This window comes from Fictibacillus halophilus (genome assembly GCF_042680145.1).
GTDB lineage: Bacteria > Bacillota > Bacilli > Bacillales > Fictibacillaceae > Fictibacillus > Fictibacillus halophilus_A.
In genome coordinates this window covers 1,921,549-1,947,736 of the sequence record NZ_JBHTNQ010000001.1, presented here as the reverse complement: position 1 = coordinate 1,947,736, position 26,188 = coordinate 1,921,549, and the positions used below count along the sequence as shown (strand labels likewise).

The window sequence follows — 26,188 nt, the reverse complement described above, 5'->3', positions numbered from 1 at the left end:
GGCAGATTATGGGTAAAGATTTAGATCTTCAGGCTTATTCAGTACGTACGGATTTAGCTATTGAAGCACACGATATGTTATTAAAAGAAGATGAAGTTGTAAATAAAAGTACTCTTGAAGGTGTCATTATAAATGAAACAAACAAAGATGGAATTAAGTGTGTGAGAGTAGAAATCAATGAAAAAGGCGCAGAAACTACAGGGAAAAAACCAGGATTATATTTAACTTTTGAAGTTCAGGGAATCCGTGAAAAAGACTCAAAACTTCAGCAGCAAGTACAGGAAGTATTCGCAAGAGATTTTCATCAATTTTTAAAAGAAGAAGGCGTGAAACAGGACGATACATGTTTAGTAGTTGGATTAGGAAACTGGAATGTAACGCCGGATTCACTTGGACCGCTCGTGGTAGAAAACTTAACGATTACTAAGCATCTTTTCGAGCTGGCGCCTGAGAATGTTGAAGAAGGTTTCAGGCCAGTCTGTGCAATCTCTCCGGGTGTTATGGGAATCACAGGAATCGAAACTAGTGATATCATCGACGGGATTGTAAAAAGGGTTAATCCAGACTTTGTAATTGCAATTGACGCATTAGCTTCGCGGTCAATTGAAAGAGTGAATGCAACGATTCAAGTATCGAATACTGGTATTCACCCAGGTTCCGGAGTCGGAAATAAGCGTAAAGAATTGAGTAAAGAGACTCTCGGTATCCCTGTGATTTCAATTGGAATCCCTACGGTTGTTGATGCGGCTACCATTACAAGTGATACAATCGATTTTATTTTAAAGCACTTTGGCCGGGAAATGAACGAAAAAGACAAGCCGTCTAAGTCCCTCCTTCCTGCTGGTATGACATTTGGAGAAAAGAAAGTCTTAACAGATGAGGATATGCCAAAAGATGAACACAGAAAGTCGTTTCTAGGAATTGTCGGGGTGTTGGAGGATGATGAAAAGCTGCGTTTAATACGTGAGGTATTGGCGCCGATCGGGCATAATCTGATGGTTACTCCTAAAGAAGTAGATGTGTTTATTGAAGATATGGCGAACGTTTTAGCAAACGGTCTGAATACTGCACTTCACGGGCAGATAGATCAAGGAAACACTTCTTCGTATACGCATTAAAAAAGCCTAGTTTCTAAAAGATTATTTTTTGTTTTGTGAAGCCTCCGTTGACAAGTTGATGGGAGCGGAAAGTGAGCATCCTGCAGTGGAAATCAACCGCTCCTAATAGCAACAGAGTTTAAATAAACAGTCATGTTTGGACAAGCTGCTGCATAAATTTGAATCGTACATCCTCGTATACAAGGGGGAAAACCAATGACGAAATTTATGTTAAAGTGTTTTGGAATTACAGCCTTACTTTTGTTCGGTGTTTTATTTGGTATTCAAAAAGCACATTTCGAAATGAATGAACTAAAAGGTGCTTCAAATAAAGAGAGCATAGAATCTATGAATGATAGCTTTTCTTCAGAAAATGAAGGTGTTGATAAAACATCTAGCCATGATATAAAAGCGAAACAGGAAACTTTAAATAAGATTGATTCGTTTAATGTTTTTTCTGCTTTAGGACAAAAGCTCACTTCATGGATCTCATCAGCTTTCAGTGTCATGATTTCAGTGCTAGGCATCATTATTCAAGAGATGCTTGATGTATTCTCTCCATAAGAACCTTTAAAGGGCAGATCTTTAAAGGTTCTTTTTTGTTCAAATCCCTATTTTTACAGGTTGTGATTGAAAGAGGTATCTTGTATTGCTATAATCAAAGCTAGTGACTTTTCCTAAAATTGTAGGAGTGAACGTATAATGAACAGAGAAGAAAAATTAAAAAGACAAGCTAAGATCAGAAACTTTTCCATCATTGCACATATTGACCATGGGAAATCTACTTTAGCTGACAGAATTTTGGAAGAAACAAGTGCTCTAACACAGCGTGAGATGAAAGAACAGCTGTTAGACTCAATGGACTTAGAACGTGAACGTGGAATAACGATTAAATTAAATGCCGTTCAGCTTCAATATAAAGCAAAAGATGGTGAGATTTATACGTTCCACTTGATTGATACCCCAGGACACGTAGACTTTACATACGAGGTGTCTAGAAGCTTAGCAGCTTGTGAGGGAGCGTTGCTTATCGTAGATGCTGCTCAAGGAATTGAAGCACAAACGTTAGCGAACGTGTATTTAGCTCTTGAGAATGACCTAGAGATATTGCCAGTTATTAACAAAATTGACCTCCCGAGTGCTGAGCCAGAGCGAGTACGCCAGGAGATTGAAGATGTTATCGGACTGGATGCATCAGAAGCAGTACTTGCTTCAGCGAAAGCAGGCATTGGTATTCAAGACATTCTAGAGCAGATTGTAGCAAAAGTGCCAGCTCCTCAAGGTGATCCTGAAGGTCCGCTTAAAGCGCTTATCTTCGACTCTTTATATGATCCATATAGAGGGGTAGTTACGTATATTCGAGTGGCAGAAGGAACTGTTAAGGTCGGCGATAAGATCAAAATGATGGCAACTGGTAAAGAGTTTGAAGTACTTGAACTGGGGGTGTTTACTCCAAAAGCTGTTCAGAAAGACTTTTTAACGGTTGGTGATGTTGGTTTCTTAACGGCATCCATCAAAAACGTTGGGGATACACAAGTCGGTGATACGATTACTAGTGCCGTAAAAGGGGCAACAGAACCACTTCCAGGTTATAGAAAGATGAACCCAATGGTATATTGCGGACTATATCCAGTAGACACGGCAAAGTACAACGATCTTCGTGAAGCGTTAGAACGACTTGTATTGAATGATTCTGCTCTTCAATATGAGCCAGAGACATCTCAAGCCCTTGGATTTGGATTCCGATGCGGATTCTTAGGACTTCTTCATATGGAGATCATTCAAGAGCGTATTGAACGTGAGTTTAACATCGATCTAATCGCGACAGCACCAAGCGTTATTTATAACGTTACGATGACGGATGGGGAAAAAATAGTCGTCGATAACCCTGCAAATATGCCTGAAGCACAGAAGATTTCTGTCGTTGAAGAACCATATGTAAAAGCTTCAATCATGACACCGAACGATTATGTCGGAACGATTATGGAGATCTGCCAAAAGAAACGCGGTATCTTCATGACGATGGATTATTTAGAAAACAATCGCGTAAACGTTCTTTACGAGATTCCGCTTTCTGAGATCGTGTATGATTTCTTTGATCAGTTAAAATCAAGTACAAAAGGGTACGCATCTCTTGACTATGAGTTGATTGGTTATAAACCTTCAAAGCTGGTTAAAATGGAAATATTGCTGAACAATGAAAAGATTGATGCATTGTCTGTTATTGTTCATAAAGACTTCGCATATGAGCGTGGTAAAGTTGTCGTTGAAAAGCTAAAAGAACTGATTCCGCGTCAACAGTTTGAAGTGCCAATCCAAGCTGCAATTGGTCAGAAGATTGTCGCTCGTTCTAACATCAAGGCATTAAGAAAGAACGTTTTAGCAAAATGTTATGGCGGGGATATCTCACGTAAACGTAAGCTATTAGATAAGCAAAAAGAAGGTAAGAAGCGAATGAAGACAATTGGTCGAGTGGATGTACCGCAAGAAGCGTTTATGGCCGTTCTTCGTATGGATGATACTAATAACAATAAATAAAAACCATTATAAGACCGCGAAGGCAATTTTAGCGGTCTTTCCTAATTTATGAGAATAAAAGGCGGTGAACATCGTGCTTAAAGCGGCATATCTTCATATACCATTTTGTGTCCAAATTTGTCACTATTGTGATTTTAACAAGATTTTCATTCATCAGCAGCCAGTAGATGAGTATTTAGCGTCCATGAAAAAAGAGATGCTGAATACGACGTCCAGGTTTAAGAGCTATGAAATGGAGACGATTTTTGTAGGAGGGGGCACCCCCACTTCTTTAAGTGAAAATCAACTGAATACCTTTTTAAATGATGTAAACGAAGTGTTAGGAAACAAATCCGTAAAAGAATTCACTGTTGAGGCGAATCCTGAACAAACAACAAAAGAAAAAATTGCAGTTCTAAAAGATAACGGGGTTAACAGACTGAGTATAGGCGTACAAGCATTTCAATCATCTTTGTTAAAAAAATTAGGTCGAACACATAACAGGGAAGATGTGTATTCAACTGTTGCTGAAGCTAAAGCAGCAGGAATACACGATATGTCGATTGATTTGATGTTTGGTTTACCTGGACAAACGATGGATATGTTCAAGGAGTCAGTGGACGAAGCGCTAGCCTTAGATGTTCCGCACATATCGTCTTACTCATTGCAGATTGAAAAGAAAACCGTATTCTATAATTTAGCCCAAAAAGGTAAGCTTATCTTGCCAGAGCAAGAGCTTGAAGCCGCTATGTACGAATATTTAATTGAAACTCTTGATAAAAAGGGATACAAGCAATATGAGATCAGCAATTTTGCGATTCCCGGGTTTGAGAGCAAGCATAATCTCCAATACTGGAACAATAACGAATATTTTGGGATTGGAGCAGGAGCACACAGTTATGTGGAGGGTATTAGAAGAAGGAACGCAGGTCCTTTAAAGCAGTATATGAATTTGATAGAGGAACAAGGCTTTCCTTATATAGAAGAGCATCCTGTTCCGATTACAGAAAAGATGGAAGAAGAAATGTTTATGGGCCTTCGTAAACAAGAAGGAGTCTCAGATCAAGATTTTATTAATCGGTATGGCCGTTCGATGTTCGATATATATAAAGAACCCATTCAAAGAATGATTCAAAAAGGCTGGCTTGAAAAACATGATGGAAGGCTCTTCCTCACAAAAGATGGTAGACCTCTCGGGAATGAAGTATTCCAAGAATTTATTGGTGTAGTTTTAGATTGACAACGAAGACTACCTTTTGGTAACTTATATTATAGATTTAGCACTCGCTTCTGATGAGTGCTAACAAATGGGGTGATGGGATGTTATCGGAACGCCAACTCTATATCTTGCGTGTTTTAATAGATGATTACATTAAGCATGTTGAGCCTGTAGGTTCCCGTACAATCTCCAAAAGAGAAGACATTACCTACAGTCCTGCCACGATTCGCAATGAACTGGCAGATCTTGAGGATCTTGGATTCTTAGAGAAAACCCATACTTCTTCTGGAAGGATTCCGTCTGAAAAAGGATATCGATTCTATGTGGATCACCTGCTGCCTTCATTGTCTGTTTCACCGAACGAAATGGACAGAACTGAACTTTTATCTACTGAAAAGGTTCAAGAAGCTGAAGTATTATTTGACCAATCAGCAAAAATCTTATCAGATTTAACAAACTATACTTCTGTTGTTCTAGGTCCAAACGCTCTTGATATGAAACTTCGGCACATGCAGATCATTCCTTTGTCATCCCAGATGGCAGTAGCGATATTTGTAACGAACACCGGTCATGTTGAAAATAGACAGATTGTGCTGCCCAATTCTATCGAGCCGTCTGATTTGGAGAAGCTTGTTAATATTCTGAATGAAAGACTTGCAGGTGTCCGATTAATAGAACTGAACAGCAGAATACAGATGGAACTGTCAGCTGTATTTAAAAAACATCTGAAGGATTATCAAAATATGAGCGTTTTCCTGGATCAGCTTCTTTTGTGGAGCAAAAAGGAAAAGCTGTTTTACGGCGGGAAAACAAATATGCTTTCCCAGCCAGAGTTTAGAGATCTTGATAAGGTACGGCCGCTTCTAGACTTTTTGGAAACACGCGACTTGATGGAGAAGCTTGTTTCTTCGACCGAAAAAGGTGTAACGGTTAAAATCGGGACGGAGAACGAGCATGAAGCGATGAAGAATTGCAGTGTCATTAATGCTTCATACACGATGCACGGCAAACATATCGGTACGATCTCTTTAATCGGTCCGACAAGAATGGAATACAAAAGAGTGATATCTTTGCTTGATTCCTTATCCAGGGAAATGACGAACCGTTTAAATGATTTTTCTAAGTAAAGCATTTTAGGGAGGTGAAAGCATGAACAAAGAGGAAATGACACAGAACAAAACAGAGACTGATCTGAATGAAGAAACAGTAGATACTGCAGTTGAAGAAGAAGTTCAAGAAGATAATATTCCTGAAGAAACTGTTGAAGAAACATTAACAGAAGAGCAGTTGCGAATTCAGGAGCTTGAATTAAAGCTTGAAGAAGCGAGTCAAAAGAACCTTCGTCTGCAAGCGGATTACGATAATTTCCGCCGCCGTACAAGAGAAGAACAGGCTGCAAGCCTAAAATATAAATCCCAAAGTTTGCTTGAACAACTATTACCTGCTCTAGATAACTTTGAGCGTGCTTTGAAAACTGAAGCTACGAACGAACAAGCCAAAACCTTGATTCAAGGAATGGAAATGGTATATCGCCAGTTAGCTGATGCGTTAAAGCAAGAAGGTCTTAAAGAAGTACCAACAATTGGTGAAAAGTTTGATCCAAATATGCACCAAGCTGTAATGCAAGTGGAAGATTCAGAATACGAGTCCAACACTGTTATTGAAGAATTGCAAAAAGGCTATATGTTAAAGGACCGTGTTATACGTCCTGCTATGGTAAAAGTAAACGCATAAAACTACATAATTTTTATGGAGGGAAAAAACATGAGTAAAATCATCGGAATTGACTTAGGTACAACAAACTCTTGTATTGCTGTTATGGAAGGTGGAGAAGCGGTAGTTATTCCTAACCCGGAAGGAAACCGTACAACACCATCTGTTGTAGCTTTTAAAGATGGAGATCGTTCTGTTGGGGAAGTAGCGAAGCGTCAAGCTGTTACAAATCCAAACACAATCATGTCTATCAAGCGTTATATGGGTACAGACCACAAAGAAACGGTTGAAGGAAAAGATTATACTCCTCAAGAGATTTCAGCTATCATCCTTCAAAAACTTAAATCACATGCAGAAGATTATCTTGGTGAAAAAGTTGAGAAAGCTGTTATTACAGTTCCAGCTTATTTCAACGATGCTCAACGTCAAGCTACTAAAGATGCTGGACAGATTGCTGGTCTTCAAGTTGAGCGTATTGTTAATGAGCCTACTGCTGCAGCGCTAGCTTATGGTCTTGAAAAAGATGAAGACCAAACAATTCTTGTATTTGACCTTGGAGGAGGTACTTTCGACGTATCAATCCTTGAACTAGGTGATGGTTTCTTCGAAGTAAAGTCAACTTCAGGCGACAACAAACTTGGTGGAGATGATTTTGACCAAGTAATCATTGATTATTTAGTAAGTGAATTCAAGAAAGAGAACGGTATTGATCTTTCTCAAGATAAAATGGCTCTTCAACGTTTAAAAGATGCTGCTGAAAAAGCGAAAAAAGATCTTTCTGGTGTAAATTCTACACAGATCTCTTTACCGTTTATCACAGCTGATGCATCTGGACCGAAGCACTTAGAGTTAAACTTATCACGTGCTAAATTTGAAGACTTATCTTCTGATCTAGTTGAGCGTACGATGGCACCTACACGCCAGGCATTAAACGATGCGGGAATGTCGCCATCTGACATTGATAAAGTTATTCTAGTAGGTGGATCAACTCGTATCCCTGCAGTTCAAGAAGCGATCAAAAAGTTTACTGGCAAAGAGCCGCATAAAGGTGTTAACCCTGATGAGGTAGTAGCACTTGGAGCTGCGATTCAAGGTGGAGTTCTAGCAGGAGATGTTAAAGATGTAGTTCTTCTTGACGTTACACCGCTTTCACTTGGTATCGAAACGATGGGTGGCGTATTCACAAGATTGATTGACAGAAACACAACGATCCCTACATCGAAATCACAAGTATTTTCAACAGCTGCAGACAACCAGACATCTGTAGACATCCATGTCCTACAAGGTGAGCGTGAGATGGCTGCGCACAACAAGACTCTTGGAAGATTCCAATTATCTGAGATTCCTCCGGCACCACGCGGAGTACCTCAAATCGAAGTAAGCTTTGATATCGATGCAAATGGTATCGTTAACGTACGTGCGAAAGATCTTGGTACGAATAAAGAGCAATCAATCACGATTAAGTCTTCTACAGGACTTTCAGATGATGAGATTGAACGCATGGTAAAAGACGCTGAGGAAAATGCTGAAGCTGACAAGAAGAAACGTGAAGAGATTGACACAAGAAACGAAGCAGATCAGCTTGTATTTACAGTTGATAAAACATTGAAAGACCTTGAAGGTAAAGTAGATGAAGCTGAGGTTAAAAAGGCAGAAGAAGCTAAAGAGAGCTTGAAGAAAGCACTTGAAGGCAGCGACATCGAAGCAATTAAGAAAGAAAAAGAAGCATTAAGTGAAATCGTACAGCAGCTATCTGTTAAACTTTATGAGCAAGCGGCACAACAAGCACAAGCTCAACAAGGCGATGCAGAAGGCAAAAATGATGATAATATCGTAGATGCTGATTATGAAGAAGTAAACGACGATAAAAAATAAGAACTAGCAATAAAAAGTCAAAGTCAGGATATCTTGACTTTGACTTTTTTTCTGAAAAAGCTGTTTTCGCAAACTTTGATGCTCTTGAAAGTGGTTGATTTCCGTTACAGGATGCTCGCTTTCCGCGGGGCGTGCGGTGAGCCTTCTCGGCGCTTTGCGCCATTAGAAGTCTCACCTGTCCCGCTAATCCCGCAGGAGGCTCGCACCTTGCACTCCAATCAACTTGTCAATGAAGAGAAAAAAATGAGCCGAAAGCAACAATCTTTTTAGAGAAGAGCCTTCTGAAAAGCAATGATTTTTTTTTACAGACTCTTGACTCGCTGGTGTTTGCAGTTTCGTCTTGAGTCAGGTGGTATTCAATGGTAAGATAACTTTTATGTGAGAATTCGGGAGTGTCCTATTATGAGTAAAAGAGATTATTACGAAGTACTTGGATTAGATAAGAACGCCTCCAATGATGAGGTGAAAAAAGCATACCGTAAGCTTGCCAGACAGTATCACCCTGATGTGAATAAAGAGGCAGATGCGGAAACAAAGTTTAAAGAAGTAAAAGAAGCATATGAAACGTTAAGCGATCCACAGAAAAAAGCACACTACGACCAGTTTGGACATACTGACCCTAATCAGGGATTCGGTGGAGCGGGAGCTGGCTTTGAAGGATTCGGTGATATATTTGATATGTTCTTTGGCGGTGGCGGCGGAAGACGTAATCCAAACGCACCGCGACAAGGAAACGACCTTCAATATGGGCTACGCCTTTCATTTGAAGAAGCGGTATTTGGTAAGGAAACTGAGATTCAGATTCCAACTGAAGAAACTTGCGGTACATGTCATGGTTCTGGGGCTAAGTCAGGCACAAAACCAGAAACATGTTCACACTGTAATGGCAGCGGCCAGCTGAATGTTGAGCAAAACACTCCATTTGGACGCATCGTTAACAGAAGAGTATGTAATCATTGCAGCGGTAAAGGGAAAATTATTAAAGAAAAATGTAATACATGTCACGGAGCAGGAAAAGTACGCAAGAATAAAAAGCTTTCCGTAAAAGTTCCTGCTGGTGTAGATAATGGTCAGCAGATCCGTATGTCAGGACATGGTGAACCTGGAGTGAATGGAGGTCCTGCTGGTGACCTTTATGTTGTTTTCCAAGTGGCTGAGCACGAATTTTTCGAGCGTGACGGGGACGATATCTATTGTGAAATGCCTTTAACTTTTGTTCAGGCAGCATTAGGTGATGAAATAGAAGTGCCTACTCTGTACGGTAAAGTAAAGTTGAAGATTCCTGCTGGAACACAAACTGGAACACACTTCAGGCTGAGAGGAAAAGGCGTGAAGAATGTTCATGGACGCGGTCAGGGAGATCAGCACATACAAGTAAAAGTTGTTACACCGAAAAATTTAACAGAAAAACAAAAGCAGCTGCTTAGAGATTTCTCTGAAATAAGCGGAAGTCTGCCCGATGAACAGCAAGATGGATTTTTTGATAAAGTCAAACGTGCTTTTAAAGGTGAGTAAAAAAACCTTCTTAATCTTAAAAACGGAGTTGATATGATGAAATGGTCAGAAATTAGCATCCACACTACTCAGGAAGCTGTTGAACCAGTATCAAATATTTTACATGAAGCAGGAGCAAGCGGAGTTGTGATTGAGGATGTGGATGACCTCTCAAAAGAGCGCCAATCCGTGTTTGGTGAAATCTATCAGCTTAATCCGTCTGACTATCCTTCTGAAGGTGTCATTTTAAAAGCATACCTTCCTGTAAATAGTTTTTTAGGAGAGACCGTTGAAGAGATTAAGCAGGCTATTACAAATCTTGTAAAATACGATATCGATATTGGTGCGAATACCATTTCAATTTCTGAAGTTAACGAAGAAGAATGGGCGACAGCATGGAAAAAATACTATAAGCCAGTCAAAATATCGAAGCGAATTACTATTACTCCGACTTGGGAGGAGTACGTACCTGTCCATTCTGACGAGTTAATTATTGAATTGGATCCTGGAATGGCGTTTGGAACCGGAACTCATCCCACTACCGTCATGAGCTTGCAGGCAATCGAAAAATATATTCAAGAAGGCGATACTGTTATTGACGTAGGAACAGGATCCGGAGTATTAAGCATTGCATCTGCAATGCTCGGTGCAGGCAAGGTAGATGCCTATGATCTGGATGAAGTAGCAGTTAACAGTGCCCGTTTAAATGTAAAGCTGAATAAAGTGCATAATAAAGTTCATGTTGATCAAAATGATTTACTGAAAGGAATATCAGGTCCTGCAGACCTTATTGTCGGCAATCTTCTTGCAGAAATCATTCTCCTATTCGTCGATGATGCAGCCAAAGTGTTAAAACCAGGCGGCTATTTCATTACTTCAGGCATAATACAAGGAAAGAAACGTGATGTTAAAGCAAAGTTAGAACAGCAAGGATTTACGATTATTGAAATCTTGGAGATGGAAGATTGGGTGGCGATCGTCGCTCAAAATCAGAAATAAGAACAGGAAGTGCTCGAAATGCAAAGGTATTTTGTTCCCGCTGAAAGCTGGGAAAATGACCGTGTTTTCATAAAAGATGAAGATGCAAAACACATTTCTAAGGTTATGAGAATGCAGCCGGGAGACAACATTATATGCTGTGACAATAATGGCAGGTCTGCGGTTTGTGAGATACTTGACCTAGGCGGGAACGTTGTAGAAGCAAAGGCTGTAAATGAGCTGGAATCAGATTCAGAGATGCCTATTACGGTCACCATTGCACAAGGCCTTCCAAAAGCAGATAAGCTTGAATACATTGTTCAAAAAGGAACCGAGCTTGGAGCTTCAGCTTTCTTTCCTTTTTCTGCTGACCGCTCAGTTGCGAAATGGGACGATAAAAAAGCAGCTAAAAAGAAGGAACGTTTAGAAAAAATCGCTAAAGAAGCAGCTGAACAATCGCATAGAAACAAGATTCCAGTGATTATGAATCCTGGGTCTTTTTCTGATTTGCTAAAAGTAGCAGAACAGTATAATATAAAAATCGTTGCATATGAAGAGGAAGCTAAACTGCAAGAATACAGCCGTTTTTCTTCTGCTTTAAAGAAGATTGCAAAAGGAGATAATCTTCTTTGCGTTATAGGTCCAGAAGGCGGGATAAGCGAAAAAGAAGCGATGGTCCTTAAAGAACATGGATTTGAATTATGCGGACTGGGTCCAAGAATTTTAAGGACCGAAACAGCTCCATTATATATTTTATCTGCTATTTCTTTTCATTTTGAATTAAAGGGGTGATGAAAATGCCATCTGTTGCTTTTCATACTTTAGGCTGTAAAGTCAATCATTACGAAACAGAAGCGATCTGGCAGCTTTTTCAGTCTGAAGGATACGAAAGAACTGACTTTGACAGCACAGCGGACGTTTATGTAATTAATACATGTACTGTAACAAATACAGGGGATAAAAAAAGCCGGCAGGTAATTAGACGTGCAATACGAAAAAATCCTGATGCAGTTATTTGTGTTACAGGATGCTATGCTCAAACCTCACCTGCTGAGATTATGGCTATTCCTGGAGTAGATGTTGTAGTCGGTACACAAGATCGGTCCAAGATGCTTACGTACATTCAGCAATATCAGGAAGAAAGAATGCCTATTAATGGTGTATCCAACATCATGAAGGCTAGAGTATATGAAGAATTAGACGTACCAGCTTTTACTGACAGAACTAGAGCATCTTTAAAGATTCAGGAAGGCTGCAATAATTTCTGTACATTCTGTATCATTCCTTGGGCAAGAGGGTTATTGCGTTCAAGAAAACCAGAAGATGTTCTGTCTCAAGCACAGCAATTAGTGGATTCAGGCTATAAAGAAATCGTTCTGACGGGGATTCACACTGCTGGTTATGGTGAAGATATGAAAGATTATTCTTTTGCCAAATTGCTCCGTGATTTAGATGAAAATATTACAGGACTTAAACGTATACGTATATCATCTATTGAGGCGAGCCAGATTTCAGATGAAGTAATTGAGGTTATGGGTAATTCTGAAAAAATCGTTCCTCACCTCCATATTCCTTTACAATCAGGTTCAAATACGGTTCTTCAGCGCATGAGAAGAAAGTATTCTATGGAAATGTTCGGTGAACGTCTTGACCGGTTAAAAGAAGCTTTGCCAGGACTTGCAATTACATCTGATGTCATTGTAGGTTTTCCAGGAGAGACAGAAGAAGAATTTATGGAAACGTATCATTTCATTAAAAACCATAAATTTATGGAACTTCATGTGTTCCCTTATTCAAAACGTACTGGTACACCTGCTGCCAAGATGGAAAATCAGGTTCCTGAAGATATAAAGAACGAACGAGTTCATAAATTGATCTCTCTATCTGATCAATTAGCAAAAGAATATGCATCAGATTATGAAGATACAGTAGTTGAGGTAATTCCGGAAGAAGAGTTTAAGGATGAACCAGGCAAGAATTTATTTGTTGGTTACACGACAAACTACCTAAAGGTTGTCTTTGAAGGAAATGAAGACATGATAGGTAAATTAGTAAAAGTGAAAATCACAAAAGCTGGGTATCCTTATAGTAATGGTGTATTTGTTAAACAAGAAATGGAAGAAATCCTGAAGCAAGCTGTTTCAAGCTAACATCCTGGAGTTCATACCAGGATGTTTTTTGTGAGTAGCTCGATTTATTTCGATTAATTTGGTATGATACTACGGTATTTAATTTTTAAGTTTAGAAAGGATTGTTTTTTATGAGCAATTTAAATGTAGCAAGAATGATTGATCACACAGCTTTAAAAGCAGAAACTACAAAGAAAGAGATCTTGACTCTTTGTGAAGAAGCTAAAAAATATAATTTCTTTTCTGTATGTGTAAACCCTACTTGGGTATATACAGCATTTGAACAGTTGAAAGATTCGGACGTAGCAGTTTGTACTGTAATCGGGTTCCCTCTAGGTGCGAACACTCCGGAAGTAAAAGCATTTGAAACAAAGAATGCAATTGAAAACGGTGCTACTGAAGTTGATATGGTTATTAACATCGGAGCTTTAAAAGATGGCAACTATGAACTAGTTGAACAAGATGTTCGTGCAGTTGTTGAAGCAGCAAAAGGCAAAGCACTCACAAAGATCATCATCGAAACGTCTCTATTAACGAATGAAGAAAAAGTAAAAGCATGTGAAATTGCTGTAAAAGCTGGAATTGACTTCGTTAAGACATCAACAGGTTTCTCTACTGGAGGAGCAACTGTTGAAGATGTTAAGCTAATGCGTGAAACTGTTGGACCAAACATCGGTGTAAAGGCTTCTGGAGCAGTTAGAGACCGTGAGACAGCTTTAGCTATGATCGAAGCTGGTGCGACACGTATTGGTGCAAGTGCAGGAATCGCAATTGTTGAAGGCGGAACATCTACTTCAGATTATTAATTTTTATTCTAGAATAATTACCTTTTCTCTCCGACCAACTTGTTTAAATTAAGTTGACCGTATTGCAAGGATATATTATAATGGCAAAAGATATGTGACGCATCTTTACTTTATGTAAGGATGGTCTGGAGGGAGGGAAATACAAATGGCAGAAACACGTATTCGCAAGAATGAATCCATTGATGATGCTCTTCGTCGTTTTAAAAGATCCGTTTCCAAAGATGGAACATTGGCTGAAGTTAAAAAGCGCAAGCATTATGAAAAGCCAAGCGTAAAGCGTAAGAAGAAGGCTGAGGCAGCAAGAAAGCGTAAGTTCTAAGGCGGGGTGTAAGTAATATGAGTCTTCTTAATGATTTAAACCAAGATATGAAACAAGCGATGAAGGACAAGAACAAGCAAAAGCTTTCTGTTATTCGCATGCTAAAGGCATCTCTTCAAAATGAGGCTATTAAGCAAGGCCGCGAATTAAATGAGGAAGAAGAGCTTACCGTTCTTGTACGCGAAATGAAACAAAGAAAAGACTCCCTCCAAGAATTCGAAAAAGCTGGCCGCGATGATTTAGTCGCAGGTCTTCAAGATGAAATTGCTGTTCTTACGCCATATCTTCCTAAACAGCTGAATGAAGAAGAACTTTCTGAAATTGTTGCTCAAACAATTTCAGAAACTGGGGCTGCTTCTAAAGCTGACATGGGTAAAGTTATGGGTGCACTTATGCCTAAAGTTAAAGGGAAAGCCGATGGCGGTCTCGTTAACCGTATAGTGCAGCAACAATTATCATGATTGAAATTGACAAACGCTCTGTATTTATACAGGGCGTTTTCTTATTTTATTGAAACTTTTCCCACAAATTAACGTAAAATAGAAGGAGAAGGGGGGATTTTCGTGAAAAGGACCCGATTGCTGATCTATACCTTATGTTTTATATGGGGAATTTACGGTTTATTATCAACTCAGCAAGTTTTTTCAGCTGGTCAAGGGAAAACCGTAACATTTATTCCAGTTGAGCACGAAGTTGAAAGAGGTCTTGAGGCTTTTTTAGAAAGAAATATTAAAGAAGCTGAAGAGGATGGTACTGACCATATCGTACTCGAGATCTATACTCCAGGCGGACGGGTAGACGCAGCAATACATATAGCAAAACTGATGAGGGAAACAGATATACCAATTACTGCGTACATTGTGAAAAATGCTTTTTCTGCAGGTGCTTATATAGCTTTAAATGCAGATGACATCGTTATGAAACCTTCTACTACGATTGGTTCAGCCGCTGTTATAGACAGCCAGGGAAATACAGCAGGACAAAAGGCAGAATCAGCATGGAAGGCAGAGATGCTGGCGGCAGCAGAACTTAACGATCGTGATCCATTATATGCAGAGGCTATGGTCGATCCTGATGTTGAAATTCCTGAGCTTGAGTTAAAGAAAGGCGATCTTCTTACATTAACTGCAAGTGAAGCTTTAAAAGTGGGCTATGCTGAAAAGATTGCTGAGGATCGACAGGAACTATTAGCCTATTTAGACCTGGAAGATGCTAAGATTTTAGAATCGGAACCTACTTTTGCTGATAAAATAGCCCGTTTTGTAACAAATCCAGTTATCGTGCCGATACTGCTTTCTTTAGGAAGCTTAGGGCTTGTTCTTGAGTTATATACACCAGGGTTTGGTATTGCAGGATCTGTAGGGGCACTGTCATTATTTTTGTTTTTCTATGGTCATATGATAGCTGGTTTAGCAGGCTGGGAAGCAATCATTTTGTTCGTGATAGGATTTATTTTAATCATAATGGAGATATTTTTGCCCGGAGGTATTATGGGCATAATTGGGGTGGTGGCCATGTTAACTGGTTTGATACTCGCAGGTGGTTCTTTATCAGGAATTCTTATCGCAATTGCGATAGCCATTATTGTAACAATCATTGGCTCATACTTCTTCATCCGCTCGTTTGGTTATAATGGTCCGCTAAAACGTTTAGTGCTCTTCGATTCAACAAGTTCTGAAAAAGGGTACCTTTCGCACAGTGAGCGTATTGATCTAACCGGAAAGACTGGGATTACTGCTACCCCGTTACGGCCTGCTGGCAGTGTGAAAATTGATGACGAGTATATTGATGTAGTATCTGAAGGCGCTTTTATCGGAAAAGATGAAAAAGTTAAAATTGTAAAAGTGAGCGGAGGCCGTGTCGTAGTGAGGCTGGCCGAAAATAAAGAATGAATGGAGTGTGTTGTTAATGTTAGAACTTAGCTCGATTGCAAGTATTGTAATCATTGGTCTTATAGTAATTGCTTTAGCAGTATTGTTTACTTTTGTCCCCGTAATGCTTTGGATTTCTGCACTGGCTGCAGGAGTAAGAGTAGGCATCTTTACATTAGTAGGAATGAGATTAAGAAGGGTTATTCCAAACCGTGTCGTAAATCCATTGATTAAAGCAGTAAAAGCGGGTTTAGAATTAAGTACAAATCAGCTTGAGAGCCACTATCTCGCAGGAGGAAACGTTGACCGTGTAGTAAATGCATTGATTGCTGCACACCGAGCTAACATCGAACTTAGCTTTGAAAGAGCGGCAGCAATCGACCTTGCAGGCCGTGATGTACTTGAAGCAGTCCAGATGAGTGTTAATCCAAAAGTGATAGAAACTCCTTTTATCGCTGGTGTAGCTTTGGATGGTATTGAAGTGAAAGCAAAAGCTAGAATCACGGTACGTGCCAACATAGACCGGCTTGTAGGTGGAGCTGGTGAAGAAACAATCATCGCTCGTGTTGGTGAAGGAATAGTTAGTACAATCGGTTCTTCTGAAACACATAAAAAAGTACTTGAAAATCCCGATATGATTTCTCAAACAGTCCTTTCAAAAGGTCTAGATGCAGGAACAGCTTTCGAAATTCTTTCGATTGATATTGCAGATATTGATATTGGCAAAAATATTGGTGCAGAACTGCAAACAGACCAAGCAATGGCAGATAAGAATATTGCACAGGCAAAAGCAGAAGAAAGACGTGCGATGGCAGTAGCGAACGAACAAGAAATGAAAGCAAGAGTCCAGGAAATGAGAGCAAAAGTTGTAGAGGCAGAAGCAGAGGTACCTATGGCATTAGCCGAAGCTCTGCGTTCAGGTAATATGGGCTTTATGGATTACATGAACATGAAGAACATTATGGCAGATACAACTATGAGAGAATCAATTAGTAAGTCTTCTAATCCAGATAAAGAGAACGATGATAAAGGACGGAAAATGTAATCATGAATATCATTGAAGCGATTATTGATATCCTGATTGCAAATATCGCTTTTGTCGTTATTATCGCTGGCGGGTTATACAGCTTCTTTAAAAGATTGAACGATACAAAGAATGCGAATAGACCTGCACCTGCAAAGCGGACGAATGAGCAGCCTAAACAAAAAGCTTCTCCATTTGGAGTTCCGCGCGAAGCTGTTAGTCAGCCCGAAAGAGAGATTACGATTTCACCGGAAAAGAGCCCCGATAGAAAAGAAGCACTCACTAAGCGGTATGAGGATTTAAAGCATAAAAGCAACTCGAATCGTTATCAGGATAAAGAAGAAGCTATCCTGGGCAGCTTCAAAGCAGATCAAAAAGAACTTCAAAAAGCAGTTATATGGTCAGAAATTCTTTCGAAGCCTAAAGCACTGCAAAAACGAATGTAACTGAAAGCTAACAAAGAAATAATGTGATAGTTTGCCCCCTTCTCTCATAAAAATGGAGAGAGGGGGTTTTTTTATGGGAAAATTGCGGCAGCAAGTAAGCAAATGGATGATGCAGAACCTTGAATTACCAGCAGATGTAGTAATGGATTTACCCCGGATAACGATGATTGGACAACTACACATTTATATAGAAAATCACAGGGGCGTAAAAGCTTTTTCCAATGAACAGCTCAAGCTCAAATTGAAACAAGGCACTCTCGTCATTTCGGGCAGGGAATTTGTCATTAAAACCATTCTTCCAGAAGAGATTCTATTAGAAGGAAACATCTCTTCAGTGGATTTTGAAAACGATTAAAAGTTTTTAGGATATGGAGGGACAAAATGAAAAGCAAATGGAATAATAATTTTAAAGGATATGTGAGAATTGAAATTATTGGACAAGAGTCCAGCTCTTTCATCAACACTTGTATCCAGTCTGGAATACAAATTTGGGACATCAAACCCCTCGATGGTGAGCGTGTGCATGTGTCAATTTCAGTTCCTGATATCCAGAGAGTGAAAGCTATTTTAAAACAAAATAAGCTGAAAATTAGAATTAAGGAAAAAAAGGGAACGCCGTTTCTGCTTAAAAAAATGTGGAAAAGAAATGGTTTTATACTTGGCATGGTCTCATTTATTTTCATTCTGTTTTTATTATCTAATATGATTTGGAATATTAATGTCATCGGCGCAAATCCTAAAACTGAATATGAGCTTAGAAAAGCTGCATTAGAAATAGGAGTAAAAAAAGGAAAGTTTATTTTTTTACTGCCGAATGTAAGAGAGGTCCAGAGACAGCTAACAAAAAAAATGGGAAATGTCACTTGGATAGGCGTTACACAGCATGGAACATCGTATCGATTTGAAGTCGTAGAAAAAGAGATACCAAAGGAAAAACCAATTACAGGTCCGAAACATCTCGTCGCTACAAAACAAGCAGTTATCCATTCTTTATTCGTTGAAAAAGGACAACCAGTAGTAACTGTAAATGATTATGTACAAAAGGGAACTTTATTGGTATCCGGATATATCGGCAAAGAAAAAAAACCGGAACTTGTAAGTGCAAAAGGTGAAATCTTAGGTGAAGTTTGGTATGAAACCAAGGTGGAAATCCCTTTAAATACTTCTTTTCAAACGTACACAGGAAAGTTTGAAAATAGACATTATGTTTCTTTGTTTGGATTAAATATTCCGATTTATGGATTTACTGATGGAGAATTTCAGGATAAAACGGAAACACTAAACGAAAGTCCTCTTTATCTGGCAAAGTGGAAGATGCCCGTTTCTTATATAAAAATAGAGATCCGGGAAACAGACGGAGTAAAACGGACTTACACGAAAGCAGAAGCTATAGAGGTTGGGAAAAAGATGGCTAAAAAAGAATTGCTTAAAAAACTCCCTGAAGATGCAAAAATTAAAGGTGAAAAAGTTTGGCAACAAAAGGTCTCGAATGGTAAAGTAAAATTAACGATGCTCTACCAAGTAATTGAAAATATTGCATCTGAACAACCTATACCTATCCAACAAGGAGAATGAGTAGTTTGTCAGAAACGAAAAGACTTAATTCATTACAACTCGAAAATACAACGGAAGCCGCATCACTCTTTGGGCCGAACGACGCCTTTTTAAAGGTTATTGAACACAAGCTCAACATAGGTATAGTCACCCGCGGAGAAGAAATCTTAGTGACAGGGGAACTAGCGAAAGCTGAAATGGTCGAGGAGACGCTCTCCGTGTTATTGAAATTAGTGCGCAAAGGCATAAAAATATCTGAGAGGGATATTGTTTATGCAGTTCAGCTCGCAGAAAAGAACATGCTGGATGAATTAAGTGAGTTATATGAAGAAGATATAGCAGTTACAGCTAAAGGTAAGCCAATTCGTGTTAAAACGCTGGGGCAGAGACATTACGTTCAATCCATGAGAAAGCGTGATCTTGTGTTCGGCATTGGACCAGCGGGAACGGGTAAAACCTATCTTGCAGTCGTCATGGCAGTAAATGCCTTAAAAGACGGCCGGATTAAAAAAATTGTACTAACACGTCCTGCAGTGGAAGCTGGTGAAAGCTTAGGTTTCTTGCCAGGAGATTTAAAAGAAAAAGTTGATCCGTATTTACGCCCGCTTTACGATGCGCTGCATGATCTTCTTGGTGCAGAACATACTGAGAGACTTATCGAACGGGGAACGATTGAAATTGCCCCATTAGCGTACATGAGAGGCCGTACCCTGGATGAAAGCTTCGTAATTCTTGATGAAGCTCAAAATACATCACCCGAACAAATGAAAATGTTCCTGACACGTCTCGGATTTGGATCGAAAATGGTGATCACTGGTGACCTTACACAGATTGATCTGCCTAGAGGAAAAGAGTCCGGATTAAAAGTTACCGAAAAAAGACTAGAAGGCGTTAATGGAATTGATTTTATATACTTAAAACAATTAGATGTTGTAAGACATCCGCTGGTTCAGCGGATTATTGAAGCATATGAAACATATGATAAATAAGGACTCCTGTTTCAGGAGCCCTTTTTTACTTTATATAAGTACCATATTTGTCCAACTTTTGCTAAGATTAGTATAGGATTCACAGTTTAGGGAGTGGTAGCGTTTGGCCAACTTGAGGCACATCCTTTCAAATTATTTTCGTTTAAGCGTAGCAACCGTATCATTTATCGTAATGGGGATTATTTTATTTGCTATATTAGTCAGCAATGTAACTCCTAATGTCGTCGACGTAAACGTCTATGAACGTGCTCCTCGTGATATACAATCTCCAATTACGATCCCTTTGGAAGAACAGACTGAGGCAAGAAAAAGGCTTGCTGAAGAAAATGTAAAAAATGAATACACTTTTAATAACGACATCGCATTTGAGCAGGCTGATGCGATGAAAATACTGATCAATACAATCATTTCAATAAATAAAACAGAAGAAAAGAAAAAAGATGATGAACCACTATTAACACGTGAACAAAAGATTGATCAATTAGAAGATTACATAGATACTTCAGAGATTTCTGATGAGACATTTGATACATTATTTCGGGCGAGTGAGACTGAACTGACAAATGTAAGAAATCTTGGACCTGATGTTGTAAACAGTGTACTTGAAGAACCTATCATGGTTGAAGAGGTTGATGGAAAAAAAGATGAAGCGGTTCGATTAATCCGCGAAAACGGAAATTTATCTTACTCCCTCAGGAACGCGACAGAGGAAATAACAAGAACTTTTATCATTGCAAACCGGACACTCGATACAGAAAAAACAAGACAAAAACGTAAAGAAGCTAGTGAAAAAGTTGAAGAAGTATTTATAAGAGAAGGGGAAGTTTTAGTTAAAAGCGGTTCAGTTATCACGCCTGAAATCTATGAAAGATTAAAGATGGTCGGCCTGCTTGATCAAGAAATGAAAACATATCCTTACTATGGGCTGTTCTTATTTGTTTTACTTGTAATGGCAGGGCTTTATTATTTTATGAAAGAAGAACGGAAGAAAGAGCATTTTAGAAAATATGTGACCATTTATGCACTGCTGTTTACACTGACACTTGTTGTGATGAAGCTGATAAGTATCAGCACTGAAATTGGATTGAACAGTTTAATGTATTTAGTTCCAGTGGCAGCTGGTGCGATGATGATTAAGATGCTGTTTAATGAGGAACTTGCTGTCGTTTCATCTGTGATTTTTGCACTCAGTGCTGCACTGATTTTTAATGAACAAACAACAGGTAACTTTAATTTCATAATGAGTTTGTATGTATTATTTAACGCAATTTCCGGGATCGTATTCTTAGGGAAAACACAGCAGCGTTCTAAAATTCTTCAAGCAGGATTTTTCGTTTCTTTTATAGCCATCCTAACAGTAGCAAGTGTGCTTTTGCTTCAAAACGGGAAATTTACATCTTGGCAGATTGGGTTAGATCTTGGCTGTGCTGCTTTATCTGGTTTTATATCAGCAGTACTTACACTAGGATTGCTGCCGGTGATTGAATCATCTTTTAATATTTTATCTGTTACGAAACTGATCGAGCTGTCAAATCCGAATCACCCAATCTTGCGAAAAGTCCTTATGGAAGCTCCAGGTACTTATCATCATAGCATTATGGTAGCAAACCTATCTGAAGCTGCATGTGAATCGATTGGTGCTAATGGGCTCCTGGCAAGGGTGGGTTCTTACTATCATGATGTCGGAAAGACAAAACGGCCGCATTTTTTCATTGAAAACCAAATGAATATGGAGAATCCGCATGATAAGATTGCACCTCAGTTAAGCAAAACGATCATTACGGCTCATCCTTATGATGGAGCGGACATGCTTCGTGCAGACAAAATACCTAAAGAGATTATCGATATAGCGGAGCAGCATCATGGGACGACGCTGCTGAAATTTTTCTATCATAAGGCTACTCAGTTAACGGAAAAAGAAGTTGCTGAATCAGATTTCCGTTACCCTGGACCAAAAGCTCAAACGAAGGAAGTAGCAATCATAGGTATTTCAGATGCAGTAGAAGCTGCCGTTAGATCTTTATCAAAACCTACACCAGTAAAAATTGACCAAATCATTCGAAAAATAATTAATGACAGACTTGAAGATGGCCAGTTTGATGAATGCGATCTTACACTTAAAGAGTTGGATACCGTAGCGAAAACTTTAACAGAAACACTTCAAGGAATATTTCATTCCAGAATTGAGTATCCAGAAGAAACGAAAAAGGTGGAAAAACAATGACATTACATGTTGAGTATTTAAATGAAATTAACGAAAACAGTGAAGAGTTCCAAGAGTTGTTAGCTAATGTGCTGCAGAAGGCAGCAGAGATGGAAAAAACGGGATCGGCAGAGGTATCTGTGACGATCGTTACGAAAGAAAGAATTCAAGAAATTAATAGCGAATACAGACAAAAAGATGCCGTGACAGATGTAATTTCTTTTGCCATGGAAGAGATGGGCGAAGATGAAACAGAGATTATCGGCGGTGAAGAAACAAGGTTCTTAGGGGACATCATCATCTGTTTAGACGTTGCAAAAGAACAAGCAGAAGAATATGGACATTCAATTGAGAGGGAAATGGGATTCCTTGCCGTTCACGGATTCCTTCATCTTTTAGGTTATGATCATATGAATGAAGCAGATGAAAAAGCTATGTTTGGCAGACAAGAAGAAATTTTGGAGCAGTACGGATTGAAAAGATGATCGCATGGAAAAAGTTATTCAATAGCTTTACATTTGCTTATACAGGGATAATAAAAACATTTAAGAGCGAGCAAAATTTCAAAATACACATTATGATAAGTGTAATCGTTATCTTAACAGCGGTTACACTTGATTTTTCAGTCTTGCGCATGGCAGTTTTGCTGATTGTTATCGGGATTGTGCTTGGCTTAGAACTCATGAATACTGCTGTTGAAAAAACAGTTGATTTAATGACTTTGGAACGTCATCCTTTGGCAAAGGAAGCAAAAGATGCTGCTGCAGGTGCAGTTTTGGTTTTTTCGATATTTGCTGTTATAATCGGTATACTGCTCTTTATAGAACCTCTATTAAGAAGCATAGAAAGTTAAGAAGGTGAAATGTATTATGAACAAAGATCAATTAATGGAACAAGCAAAGAAAGCAAGAGAAAGAGCTTATGTACCTTATTCAAAATTTAAGGTAGGTGCGGCATTGCTTTCTTCTGAAGGAAAAGTTTATCATGGTGCAAATATTGAGAATGCAGCTTACAGCTTAACTTGCTGTGCTGAAAGAACCGCTTTATTTAAAGCGTATACAGAAGGCGATATTAAATTCAGTGCAATAGCTGTCGTTGCCGATACAAAACGCCCTGTCCCGCCTTGTGGTGCATGCCGCCAGGTTATTTCAGAATTATGTCCTCCTGACATGCCGGTTTACTTAACAAACCTGAATGGAGATGTTCAGGAAATTGCGGTTAAGGACCTGTTGCCAGGTGCTTTTTCACCGGAGGATTTAAATGACTAAAGATGGGTATAAATCAGGATTTGTAACCATAATTGGCCGTCCAAATGTAGGCAAATCCACTTTGTTAAATCAGGTTATCGGACAAAAAATCGCTATTATGAGTGATAAGCCGCAGACCACTAGAAATAAAATTCAGGCTGTCTATACAACAGAAGAAGCACAAGTAATTTTTATTGATACGCCTGGTATCCATAAGCCTAAGCATAAGCTTGGGGATTTTATGACAAAAACGGCACAGCAGACATTAAACGAGGTAGATCTTATTCTTTTTGTAATCAATGCTGAGGAAGGCTACGGCAGGGGTGATCAATTTATCATAGACAGACTGCAGCATGTGCAGAACCCTGTTTTTTTAGTAGTAAACAAAATTGATAAAGTCCATCCAGATGATTTGCTGCCGCTGATTGATATGTATCGAAATAAGGTAGATGTTGCAGAAGTTGTTCCAATTTCCGCTTTAAAGGGAAACAATGTTGATACATTATTGAATCAGATTGTTTCTTATATGGAAGAAGGGCCGCAGTTCTATCCGGAAGATCAAGTAACGGATCATCCTGAACGATTTATTACAGCAGAATTAATCCGTGAGAAAGTTCTGCATCTAACACGGGAGGAAATTCCTCATTCTGTTGCTGTGGTAATTGAAGAAATGAAAGTGCGGGAAGAGAAGAACGTTGTGTTTGTAAATGCTACTATAATTGTTGAACGATCATCTCAAAAAGGCATTATCATAGGGAAACAAGGGAAAATGCTAAAAGAGGTCGGAAAAAGAGCGAGAGCCGATATCGAAACTCTTTTAGGATCAAGAGTATTTTTGGAACTCTATGTAAAAGTTCAAACTGACTGGAGAAACCGTCAGAAACAGCTTGCTGAATTTGGCTTTAATGAGGACGATTATTAATAGTAAAAAACTGTTAATATTTCCTTCACATGAAAACAATGTTTAAGGTGAACCTAGTTATATCAGGAGAAAAACAAATAGAAAGGTGTGTCCAAACCATGAAAGAATTTACTTGGAAAGTATTCTGTGAAACGGGCAATATTGATACCTATTTGTTATACAAAGAACTTGACCTTGAAATAACAGCATTATCAGCAGTTATTCCTTATGAAGAGTCTCTAGAGGAACCTCCATTTCATTAATTAACTAAGTGCCTTCTTGACGAGAGGGTGGTGATATACCTTGCTATATAAAGTGGAAGGAATAGTCATAAAAACCATTCCGTATGGAGAATCAAATACGATTATTACTCTGTACACAAAGGAACTTGGAAAAATTGGCGTAATGGCAAGAGGAGCGAAAAAGCCTAAAAGCCGCTTCACCTCCATTACGCAGCTTTTTACATACGGAATATTTGTGTTTCAAAGAGGAAGAGGACTGGGAACTTTGCAGCAAGGAGAAGCATTGTCTTCCTTCAGGCATATACGCGAAGACTTGGTTAAGACTGCCTATGCAGCTTATTTGGCAGAGCTTCTTGATCGGTTTACATCCGAAGAAGAAATGAAACCCGACTTGTTTGGCTGGCTGAAGCAGGCTTTAGAATATATCAACCATGGAATTGATCCAGAGGTTATTACCTTTTTATTCGAGATGAAAATGATGAAAACAGCCGGCATAGTACCAGAACTAAGCAGATGCGTCTCGTGTCATGCAGCTGAAGGGAATTTTTCTTTTTCGATTCGAGAAGGCGGTTTTCTCTGTGAAAGATGTGCCTATAAAGATCCTTATAGAATGAATATCTCTAAAGGAACTGCACGGCTGTTAAATATGTTTTATCATCTCGATCTCGCGAGACTTGGAAACGTATCATTAAAAAAGGAAACAAAAAGAGAATTGAGAATGCTGTTTGATGCCTACATGGAAGAGTATTCGGGTGTATTTATAAAATCAAAGAAATTTTTAAAACAACTTGATGACTTAACGTGAATTCAACTGTGAAGACTATCTTTACAGTTTTTTTGTTCGCATTTTCTCCTTAATGAGTTATAATAATGAAAAATAAGTATAACACATTGGATGCAGCAAAAGGTGGTGTACAAAATCGAACTAAACAAAAGGCAGCAGAAGATTATTGAGATCGTCAAGGATCACGGACCTATAACAGGAGAACAAATTGCTGACCAGCTTGATTTAACTCGGGCGACACTTCGTCCAGATCTTGCAATTTTAACGATGGCGGGTTACTTGGATGCCAGACCGAGAGTGGGCTATTTTTATACGGGCAAAACAGGTTCACAGTTACTGACAGAAAAAGTTAAGAAAATTAAAGTAGCTGAATTTACTTCTATGCCGGTAGTCGTACAAGACTCTGCAACAGTATACGAAGCAATCTGTACCATGTTCTTAGAAGATGTAGGAACACTGTTCATTATTAATAAAAACGGACATCTTGCTGGAGTTGCTTCACGAAAAGATTTGTTGAGGGCAAGTATGGGAAAACAAGAGATAAATAGTATCCCTATAAATATTATCATGACAAGAATGCCTAATATCACGTATTGTTATAAAGAAGACTTTCTGCTGGATATTGCCCACATTCTGATCGAAAAGCAAATTGACGGGCTTCCGGTAGTTAAACGTTCTCAGAATGAGAGCGGACTAGAGGTAGTTGGAAGAATTACTAAAACCAATATTACTAAGGCTTTTGTGGAACTTGCTCACGACGAAATACTTTAATAAATGGGG

General features: G+C 38.9%; 28 protein-coding genes. All 28 read left to right on the top strand.

Going from position 1 to position 26,188, the window contains the following annotated elements:
- Window positions 1–8: 8 nt before the first annotated feature.
- The 28 genes from gpr to ACFQ4X_RS09965 all read left to right on the top strand — a co-directional run bounded on the left by gpr (window position 9) and on the right by ACFQ4X_RS09965 (window position 26,179).
- Entirely contained in the window at window positions 9–1,118 is a 1,110-nt protein-coding gene (gpr, locus tag ACFQ4X_RS10100) for a GPR endopeptidase (protein ID WP_379834857.1), read from the top strand.
- A gap of 195 nt (window positions 1,119–1,313) precedes the next feature.
- Window positions 1,314–1,661 carry a DUF3679 domain-containing protein gene (locus ACFQ4X_RS10095; RefSeq protein ID WP_379834855.1) on the top strand — a complete coding sequence of 116 codons (348 nt, stop codon included), beginning with the start codon at window positions 1,314–1,316 and terminating at the stop codon, window positions 1,659–1,661.
- A gap of 138 nt (window positions 1,662–1,799) precedes the next feature.
- Entirely contained in the window at window positions 1,800–3,635 is a 1,836-nt protein-coding gene (gene lepA / locus ACFQ4X_RS10090) for a translation elongation factor 4 (protein ID WP_066291112.1), read from the top strand.
- Window positions 3,636–3,708: 73 nt separating this feature from the next.
- A complete protein-coding gene (gene hemW / locus ACFQ4X_RS10085) occupies window positions 3,709–4,854 on the top strand; it encodes a radical SAM family heme chaperone HemW (RefSeq protein WP_379834853.1) in 1,146 nt (381 codons plus the stop codon).
- 80 nt (window positions 4,855–4,934) lie between these two features.
- The gene (gene hrcA, locus ACFQ4X_RS10080; protein WP_077359110.1) at window positions 4,935–5,960 is read left to right on the top strand and encodes a heat-inducible transcriptional repressor HrcA; all 1,026 of its coding nucleotides are present in this window, start codon (window positions 4,935–4,937) and stop codon (window positions 5,958–5,960) included.
- 22 nt (window positions 5,961–5,982) lie between these two features.
- Window positions 5,983–6,567, top strand: a complete 585-nt coding sequence (grpE, locus tag ACFQ4X_RS10075) for a nucleotide exchange factor GrpE (protein ID WP_379834851.1) — start codon at window positions 5,983–5,985, stop codon at window positions 6,565–6,567.
- A 30-nt stretch (window positions 6,568–6,597) separates the two neighbouring features.
- Window positions 6,598–8,421, top strand: coding sequence for a molecular chaperone DnaK (gene dnaK / locus ACFQ4X_RS10070; RefSeq protein WP_379834849.1), 1,824 nt, complete (start codon window positions 6,598–6,600; stop codon window positions 8,419–8,421).
- Window positions 8,422–8,823: 402 nt separating this feature from the next.
- Complete coding sequence (gene dnaJ, locus ACFQ4X_RS10065; protein WP_379834848.1) at window positions 8,824–9,936, top strand: molecular chaperone DnaJ; 1,113 nt, start codon at window positions 8,824–8,826, stop codon at window positions 9,934–9,936.
- 36 nt (window positions 9,937–9,972) lie between these two features.
- Window positions 9,973–10,914 carry a 50S ribosomal protein L11 methyltransferase gene (prmA, locus tag ACFQ4X_RS10060; protein WP_379837126.1) on the top strand — a complete coding sequence of 314 codons (942 nt, stop codon included), beginning with the start codon at window positions 9,973–9,975 and terminating at the stop codon, window positions 10,912–10,914.
- An 18-nt stretch (window positions 10,915–10,932) separates the two neighbouring features.
- Window positions 10,933–11,685 carry a 16S rRNA (uracil(1498)-N(3))-methyltransferase gene (locus ACFQ4X_RS10055; RefSeq protein WP_379834846.1) on the top strand — a complete coding sequence of 251 codons (753 nt, stop codon included), beginning with the start codon at window positions 10,933–10,935 and terminating at the stop codon, window positions 11,683–11,685.
- A gap of 5 nt (window positions 11,686–11,690) precedes the next feature.
- Window positions 11,691–13,043, top strand: a complete 1,353-nt coding sequence (gene mtaB / locus ACFQ4X_RS10050) for a tRNA (N(6)-L-threonylcarbamoyladenosine(37)-C(2))-methylthiotransferase MtaB (RefSeq protein WP_379834845.1) — start codon at window positions 11,691–11,693, stop codon at window positions 13,041–13,043.
- Between the two features lie 110 nt (window positions 13,044–13,153).
- Window positions 13,154–13,828, top strand: a complete 675-nt coding sequence (deoC, locus tag ACFQ4X_RS10045; protein ID WP_379834843.1) for a deoxyribose-phosphate aldolase — start codon at window positions 13,154–13,156, stop codon at window positions 13,826–13,828.
- A 145-nt stretch (window positions 13,829–13,973) separates the two neighbouring features.
- Window positions 13,974–14,147, top strand: coding sequence for a 30S ribosomal protein S21 (gene rpsU, locus ACFQ4X_RS10040; protein ID WP_066237650.1), 174 nt, complete (start codon window positions 13,974–13,976; stop codon window positions 14,145–14,147).
- Window positions 14,148–14,164: 17 nt separating this feature from the next.
- Window positions 14,165–14,608, top strand: coding sequence for a GatB/YqeY domain-containing protein (locus ACFQ4X_RS10035; RefSeq protein ID WP_379834842.1), 444 nt, complete (start codon window positions 14,165–14,167; stop codon window positions 14,606–14,608).
- Window positions 14,609–14,704: 96 nt separating this feature from the next.
- The gene (locus ACFQ4X_RS10030) at window positions 14,705–16,039 is read left to right on the top strand and encodes an NfeD family protein (RefSeq protein WP_379837124.1); all 1,335 of its coding nucleotides are present in this window, start codon (window positions 14,705–14,707) and stop codon (window positions 16,037–16,039) included.
- Window positions 16,040–16,055: 16 nt separating this feature from the next.
- Window positions 16,056–17,063: a flotillin-like protein FloA gene (gene floA / locus ACFQ4X_RS10025; RefSeq protein ID WP_066291082.1), complete on the top strand. Its 1,008-nt coding sequence runs from the start codon at window positions 16,056–16,058 to the stop codon at window positions 17,061–17,063.
- A 2-nt stretch (window positions 17,064–17,065) separates the two neighbouring features.
- Window positions 17,066–17,488, top strand: a complete 423-nt coding sequence (locus ACFQ4X_RS10020; protein ID WP_379834840.1) for a hypothetical protein — start codon at window positions 17,066–17,068, stop codon at window positions 17,486–17,488.
- A 73-nt stretch (window positions 17,489–17,561) separates the two neighbouring features.
- Window positions 17,562–17,843, top strand: a complete 282-nt coding sequence (gene yqfC, locus ACFQ4X_RS10015) for a sporulation protein YqfC (protein ID WP_379834838.1) — start codon at window positions 17,562–17,564, stop codon at window positions 17,841–17,843.
- Window positions 17,844–17,869: 26 nt separating this feature from the next.
- Window positions 17,870–19,063, top strand: coding sequence for a sporulation protein YqfD (gene yqfD, locus ACFQ4X_RS10010; RefSeq protein ID WP_379834836.1), 1,194 nt, complete (start codon window positions 17,870–17,872; stop codon window positions 19,061–19,063).
- A 5-nt stretch (window positions 19,064–19,068) separates the two neighbouring features.
- Window positions 19,069–20,031, top strand: coding sequence for a PhoH family protein (locus tag ACFQ4X_RS10005; RefSeq protein WP_379834835.1), 963 nt, complete (start codon window positions 19,069–19,071; stop codon window positions 20,029–20,031).
- 103 nt (window positions 20,032–20,134) lie between these two features.
- On the top strand, window positions 20,135–22,255 hold the full coding sequence (locus ACFQ4X_RS10000) for an HD family phosphohydrolase (RefSeq protein ID WP_379834833.1): 2,121 nt from the start codon (window positions 20,135–20,137) through the stop codon (window positions 22,253–22,255).
- A complete protein-coding gene (ybeY, locus tag ACFQ4X_RS09995; protein WP_379834831.1) occupies window positions 22,252–22,719 on the top strand; it encodes an rRNA maturation RNase YbeY in 468 nt (155 codons plus the stop codon). Before ACFQ4X_RS10000 ends, ybeY begins: the two co-directional genes overlap by 4 nt.
- Window positions 22,716–23,087: a diacylglycerol kinase family protein gene (locus ACFQ4X_RS09990; RefSeq protein ID WP_379834830.1), complete on the top strand. Its 372-nt coding sequence runs from the start codon at window positions 22,716–22,718 to the stop codon at window positions 23,085–23,087. The genes ybeY and ACFQ4X_RS09990 overlap by 4 nt, the downstream gene beginning before the upstream one ends.
- Before the next feature lie 16 nt (window positions 23,088–23,103).
- Window positions 23,104–23,502: a cytidine deaminase gene (locus ACFQ4X_RS09985; protein ID WP_379834828.1), complete on the top strand. Its 399-nt coding sequence runs from the start codon at window positions 23,104–23,106 to the stop codon at window positions 23,500–23,502.
- Window positions 23,495–24,403, top strand: coding sequence for a GTPase Era (gene era / locus ACFQ4X_RS09980; protein ID WP_379834826.1), 909 nt, complete (start codon window positions 23,495–23,497; stop codon window positions 24,401–24,403). Before ACFQ4X_RS09985 ends, era begins: the two co-directional genes overlap by 8 nt.
- 98 nt (window positions 24,404–24,501) lie before the next feature.
- Window positions 24,502–24,645 carry a YqzL family protein gene (locus ACFQ4X_RS09975; RefSeq protein ID WP_379834825.1) on the top strand — a complete coding sequence of 48 codons (144 nt, stop codon included), beginning with the start codon at window positions 24,502–24,504 and terminating at the stop codon, window positions 24,643–24,645.
- A gap of 40 nt (window positions 24,646–24,685) precedes the next feature.
- Window positions 24,686–25,429 (top strand): DNA repair protein RecO, encoded by a 744-nt coding sequence (gene recO / locus ACFQ4X_RS09970; RefSeq protein WP_379834823.1) that lies wholly within the window; start codon window positions 24,686–24,688, stop codon window positions 25,427–25,429.
- A 102-nt stretch (window positions 25,430–25,531) separates the two neighbouring features.
- A complete protein-coding gene (locus ACFQ4X_RS09965) occupies window positions 25,532–26,179 on the top strand; it encodes a helix-turn-helix transcriptional regulator (RefSeq protein WP_066291053.1) in 648 nt (215 codons plus the stop codon).
- Window positions 26,180–26,188 lie beyond the last annotated feature (9 nt).

What these genes read in the sequence shown, in the direction of transcription:
- gpr (WP_379834857.1), top strand. Translation starts at nt 9, where the DNA reads ATGGGTAAAGATTTAGATCTTCAGGCTTATTCAGTACGTACGGATTTA.
- ACFQ4X_RS10095 (WP_379834855.1), top strand. Translation starts at nt 1,314, where the DNA reads ATGACGAAATTTATGTTAAAGTGTTTTGGAATTACAGCCTTACTTTTG.
- lepA (WP_066291112.1), top strand. Translation starts at nt 1,800, where the DNA reads ATGAACAGAGAAGAAAAATTAAAAAGACAAGCTAAGATCAGAAACTTT.
- hrcA (WP_077359110.1), top strand. Translation starts at nt 4,935, where the DNA reads ATGTTATCGGAACGCCAACTCTATATCTTGCGTGTTTTAATAGATGAT.
- grpE (WP_379834851.1), top strand. Translation starts at nt 5,983, where the DNA reads ATGAACAAAGAGGAAATGACACAGAACAAAACAGAGACTGATCTGAAT.
- dnaK (WP_379834849.1), top strand. Translation starts at nt 6,598, where the DNA reads ATGAGTAAAATCATCGGAATTGACTTAGGTACAACAAACTCTTGTATT.
- dnaJ (WP_379834848.1), top strand. Translation starts at nt 8,824, where the DNA reads ATGAGTAAAAGAGATTATTACGAAGTACTTGGATTAGATAAGAACGCC.
- prmA (WP_379837126.1), top strand. Translation starts at nt 9,973, where the DNA reads ATGAAATGGTCAGAAATTAGCATCCACACTACTCAGGAAGCTGTTGAA.
- ACFQ4X_RS10055 (WP_379834846.1), top strand. Translation starts at nt 10,933, where the DNA reads ATGCAAAGGTATTTTGTTCCCGCTGAAAGCTGGGAAAATGACCGTGTT.
- mtaB (WP_379834845.1), top strand. Translation starts at nt 11,691, where the DNA reads ATGCCATCTGTTGCTTTTCATACTTTAGGCTGTAAAGTCAATCATTAC.
- deoC (WP_379834843.1), top strand. Translation starts at nt 13,154, where the DNA reads ATGAGCAATTTAAATGTAGCAAGAATGATTGATCACACAGCTTTAAAA.
- rpsU (WP_066237650.1), top strand. Translation starts at nt 13,974, where the DNA reads ATGGCAGAAACACGTATTCGCAAGAATGAATCCATTGATGATGCTCTT.
- ACFQ4X_RS10035 (WP_379834842.1), top strand. Translation starts at nt 14,165, where the DNA reads ATGAGTCTTCTTAATGATTTAAACCAAGATATGAAACAAGCGATGAAG.
- floA (WP_066291082.1), top strand. Translation starts at nt 16,056, where the DNA reads ATGTTAGAACTTAGCTCGATTGCAAGTATTGTAATCATTGGTCTTATA.
- ACFQ4X_RS10020 (WP_379834840.1), top strand. Translation starts at nt 17,066, where the DNA reads ATGAATATCATTGAAGCGATTATTGATATCCTGATTGCAAATATCGCT.
- yqfC (WP_379834838.1), top strand. Translation starts at nt 17,562, where the DNA reads ATGGGAAAATTGCGGCAGCAAGTAAGCAAATGGATGATGCAGAACCTT.
- yqfD (WP_379834836.1), top strand. Translation starts at nt 17,870, where the DNA reads ATGAAAAGCAAATGGAATAATAATTTTAAAGGATATGTGAGAATTGAA.
- ybeY (WP_379834831.1), top strand. Translation starts at nt 22,252, where the DNA reads ATGACATTACATGTTGAGTATTTAAATGAAATTAACGAAAACAGTGAA.
- ACFQ4X_RS09990 (WP_379834830.1), top strand. Translation starts at nt 22,716, where the DNA reads ATGATCGCATGGAAAAAGTTATTCAATAGCTTTACATTTGCTTATACA.
- ACFQ4X_RS09985 (WP_379834828.1), top strand. Translation starts at nt 23,104, where the DNA reads ATGAACAAAGATCAATTAATGGAACAAGCAAAGAAAGCAAGAGAAAGA.
- era (WP_379834826.1), top strand. Translation starts at nt 23,495, where the DNA reads ATGACTAAAGATGGGTATAAATCAGGATTTGTAACCATAATTGGCCGT.
- ACFQ4X_RS09975 (WP_379834825.1), top strand. Translation starts at nt 24,502, where the DNA reads ATGAAAGAATTTACTTGGAAAGTATTCTGTGAAACGGGCAATATTGAT.